The organism is Bartonella sp. AP1QHHD (assembly GCF_042196265.1).
GTDB lineage: Bacteria > Pseudomonadota > Alphaproteobacteria > Rhizobiales > Rhizobiaceae > Bartonella.
In genome coordinates this window covers 1-4,327 of sequence record NZ_JBHIPW010000069.1, presented here as the reverse complement: position 1 = coordinate 4,327, position 4,327 = coordinate 1, and the positions used below count along the sequence as shown (strand labels likewise).

Sequence of the window (4,327 nt, the reverse complement as noted above, 5' to 3'; positions counted from 1 at the left end):
TTTGACATCATCAAAATCTCTTAAGGCTCTAATTCGAGTTAAGAAATGACCATCGATATATTCACAATCATCAATAAATTCATATTTTTTTGCAGGCTCTTGTTGATTAACAGACGTGGTTTCATTTGAAATATTAGAGATAACGGGGGTGTTTTTTGATATATTTTTCATAATTAAAACCTTACTGATTAAATGTTTGTTATTGGCATCTCTATAGAGGCGCCGGGTGCTAACAAACACGGCAGTAAGTCCGTCGTTACACTTTTCCCATAAATGGGTATTGTATGGTGTAACTACACCCGACAAAATCACTATATATGCTAACAAAAGCATAAAAGATAGTCAGTTTTTAATAGGATTAGGTTTATCGCAACCTATTCGCTTACTGTTTAGTGTTGTTAAGCACTTGATTATTTATATAGCAAAATACGTATTTATTGTCAAATAATATTTTATCTTTTTTGATATTTTTTTTATTTTTTAAATACGTTGTGTATTGATAATATCTTATGCTTATTAATTGTTTCTTTTATATTTATGTTCTTTTAAAGCTATATTATAGGTTTTATTAAACGATTGCGTTATTTTCTGAATCTATACATTTATAATATTTAGAAACGCTCTCATAATGCGTATTTTAAACTTTATAACCTATCAATTTTGTTGCTAAATAAATTTTAAGATTTCTGTTAATTTCTTTTAATAATACATTTTAGACTTAACAGCCTTTATAGGGACTGTCTTTATAAACAAATGCTTTCATTTGCATTTTTGCATTCTCTATAGCTGTTATGTTCTTTATAGCCATGGCATCATTTTTCATGTTCATAAGAGAAACGATAAATAGGATAATTACGATTTATAGACTGTTATGAAAACATCTCAATAGAAACTGATCATTATAGAGATGAGCAAAATCCCTTTTAATAAACTTTTGTCATTTTTGTCAGTTCTTTTTAGAACCTATATCATTTTTTTTAAATGAGAGAAAATTAAAATCATTATATTTCAATAAGTTAAGTTTTATCAATTTTTCAAAATACAACTTATTAAAACAGCCATAACAAATAAATACAACTGTAAATATATATTTGTCAGTTTATGTCAGTACATTGAATCGACAAAAGTGATCATTTAGTGAATGATTAAAACATGTCTTATGAAAAGCATATAATCTTTTAAAGCCTTTCAAAAGAAAGGGATTATAATCATAATAAATGCTATCAAGACCATTATGGTTATGAGTTTTGGAGGTGCTTTTTACGCCCCCCTTTACATATTTTTCAATAAAAAATAAAAGTCATTATATTTCAATATGTTATTTTTTATCAATTTTTCAAAAAACAACCTATATCAATAGTACAACCTATAAATTCAACTAATGCTCTATGTTTTGTAAGGGTTTTGGGGGGGTAGAAACATTCAAAACCTATAAGTAATATAAGAAAATGAATATACATAACCCTCTTTAAACAAAGCTTTTGAAAAGGATAAAGCTATCATTTTAGATTACGGTTTAATCTTTTAAAGGCAATCCAAATAAGAGTATTTAAAAGTACAAAGCCTTATTTTTAGAATAACGCATATTAGGATTGTATGTAAGCAATCTAACAAGAGAGGTATAGATTATGGTTATAAGACCTTATACCGCTTGTAAGGTTATCACACTCATTATGTGAGCATGCTTTAATAAGCTTATTCAGTTTCTCTTATTTCTAATTTTGGTAAGTTCTTAACAATCTTCATTGTTTCTAAACTTACGGTAATAACCCTTTGAAATAACTCTAGAGGGTAGGCAGGGTTGCCAACGGTTTCAACAGCATAGTGATTGGCATCATTCACAATACCACTCTTTTTATCAGTCTTTACACATTGACGCTCCATAACCCATTCAAGAGCGGGTTTACCATTAACGATATACTCATAAGCTTCAAGAGGGATGTCTGTTATTGTGATATTGCTGTTGTAAATAACTGTAGATTTATCCTTTTCCTTACTATTCTTAATTTTTGCGAATTTCATTTCTGTAACGTAATAAAATTTTTCGGGATTAGAGATCTCTGTTTGTTTTGGATTACCCTTTTTAAAGGTCACTGGATAAGGCTCTACAGTTTCATAATTCACGTGCAAATGCCCTAGTTCACGTCCAGCATTAACAAACTTCCAAAAATCTTCAGCGCTTTTTACACAAGGGATGCGAGGCAACTCTTTAGAGAGGTTATCAGCATAACGGGCACGATAATCTTCTGAGTGTAAAATCCCATAAACATAATAGAATAGATCATCCTTAGAGATTTTTTCATTAGGATAAGCAGCTTTAAAATGCGCTAGTCCCTCATCTGTAATGGCATCACGCCTCTGTAAACCAGCTGTTTTGTTTTCCTCTATAGAGTTTGTAAATAAATGGGATTGTTCCTTGTTTTTATCTTTTGATACCATGCTATCTTCGTAAATATAGAGTGGAAAGCATTGACCTGTATCTATTGCGTGAAGGTTAGGTAAATCCTTACTCATCAAAACAGAAAAACCACTTCTTGCTCCTATGCCTGTAACTTGTATTACTCTATTATCAACCGCTTTTCTCATAGGGAATATACGCGGCATTTGTAAAACCATTTCATTGAAAGTACGATTATAATAGAGCCATTGTTGTGTAAATGGACGGTAAAGACTTTGAATAAGGCGAGTTTCTTCAAATTCAAAAACCTTTCCTTTTACCAACTCTTGTTTAAGTGCACGACTCCAACTGATCTTTTCAGCATTTGTATTAACAAAATCATTTACAATATTGTTACGTGTTTTACGGTCAGCATGTGGATGCGTATCATTAAAACGTTTTACTTCGCTGTTATAGAAAGCAATCATATCACTCATATTTTTTGCTAAATCTTTACGGCTTGAGTTGTATGCCCAAGCATCACGACTGGTTACGACACCACAAGAAAAAATTTCAAACAGCTTTTTATCGTGTTCTTTTTTATACCCTAAGACTATAAATGTCTCAAAACTCTCATCACGTTGATTTATCCAATCACCATGTTTATCTGGTATAATTATTTTCCAACTTGATTTATTTGTGACACCATTAATGCTACCCAAATAATTAAGTGCAAAAAGTTTATCTTTTGTCGTAAGATTATCACCAATGTCATGATAATAAATTTTACAATCTCCAGAAACATTGGGATTTTTGATAAATAATGTCACGGCAATACCAGTCATACTACCACTACCAAAAATATTCTGTCCTTCTTGAGCCTTCCCATTGCTTAACATATTTTTACGAATATCACCCCTCAGATTGAGAACATAAATACTTGTAAATTCTTTGGCTAAAGATTTTCGTAAACTGTCCATTGCTGGTTTTTCTATGTAACCAGAACCAGAAACAAAACCAATAACACCACGTTTTTTTATACGGTCACTAGCCCAGCGAATGGCACGGATATAACTATCATACAGATTTCGCATAAGATTTGCATTCGATTGAGCAGCATACGTGTCACTGATGCGTTTATCTAATAGCGGATAAGGACTGTTCTTAGCATTGTCATTAGCACTTTTCTGTCCCACGGAATAAGGAGGATTGCCAAAGATCACTTCAATATTCAAATTTTTTTGATGCTCTAAATATTCACTGTTTTCCTCTAATAAACCTTTCATCAAATCTTGTTTTTCCAGCATCCGAAACGTATCGGTTAAGCCAATATGCTTGAAAGGGATGTAATCTCCTTTCATAAGACTATGATAAGTTGATTCAATATTAATGGCAGCTATGTAATAAGCCAGTAAAACAATCTCATTGGCATGGATATCATGACGGAACTTATATTCCATATCCTCTGGTTTTATGAGATTTGATTGTAAAAGCCTTGTGATAAAGGTACCCGTTCCAGTGAAAGGGTCAAGAATAGAAACTCCACGTGACCCTAAGCTTTTTCCAAATTCATTACGCAACACATCATCAACAGAATGAATGATAAAATCAACAACCTCAACGGGCGTATAAACAATGCCAAGCCTATCCGTGGTTTTCTTAAACGCCTTGGTAAAAAAATCTTCGTAAAGTTTGATAATAAGATTTTGTCTTGCCTGTGGTTCGGTAATGCCAGAGGCACGGAACTTTACGCTGTCATAAAACTCTTGTAATTCTTTGGATTCTTCCTCAATATTTGTTTTATCGAGTTCTGTTAAGATTTTTTCCATTGCTTGCGAAATGGCATTGTTTTGTACAAATTCATTGCCCTCAAACAAGGCTTCAAACACGGGACGCGTTACAAGATGTTGCGCTAACATCTCAATCGCTTCTTCTTGCTTTATCTCACTG

1 protein-coding gene is annotated in these 4,327 nt (G+C 32.2%); it reads right to left on the bottom strand.

Features of this window, described 5'->3' with window-relative positions:
- Positions 1 to 1,695 precede the first annotated feature (1,695 nt).
- Positions 1,696 to 4,327: type ISP restriction/modification enzyme (locus tag ACFIME_RS06635; RefSeq protein ID WP_375684685.1), on the bottom strand; the 2,632-nt coding region annotated here is incomplete at its 5' end.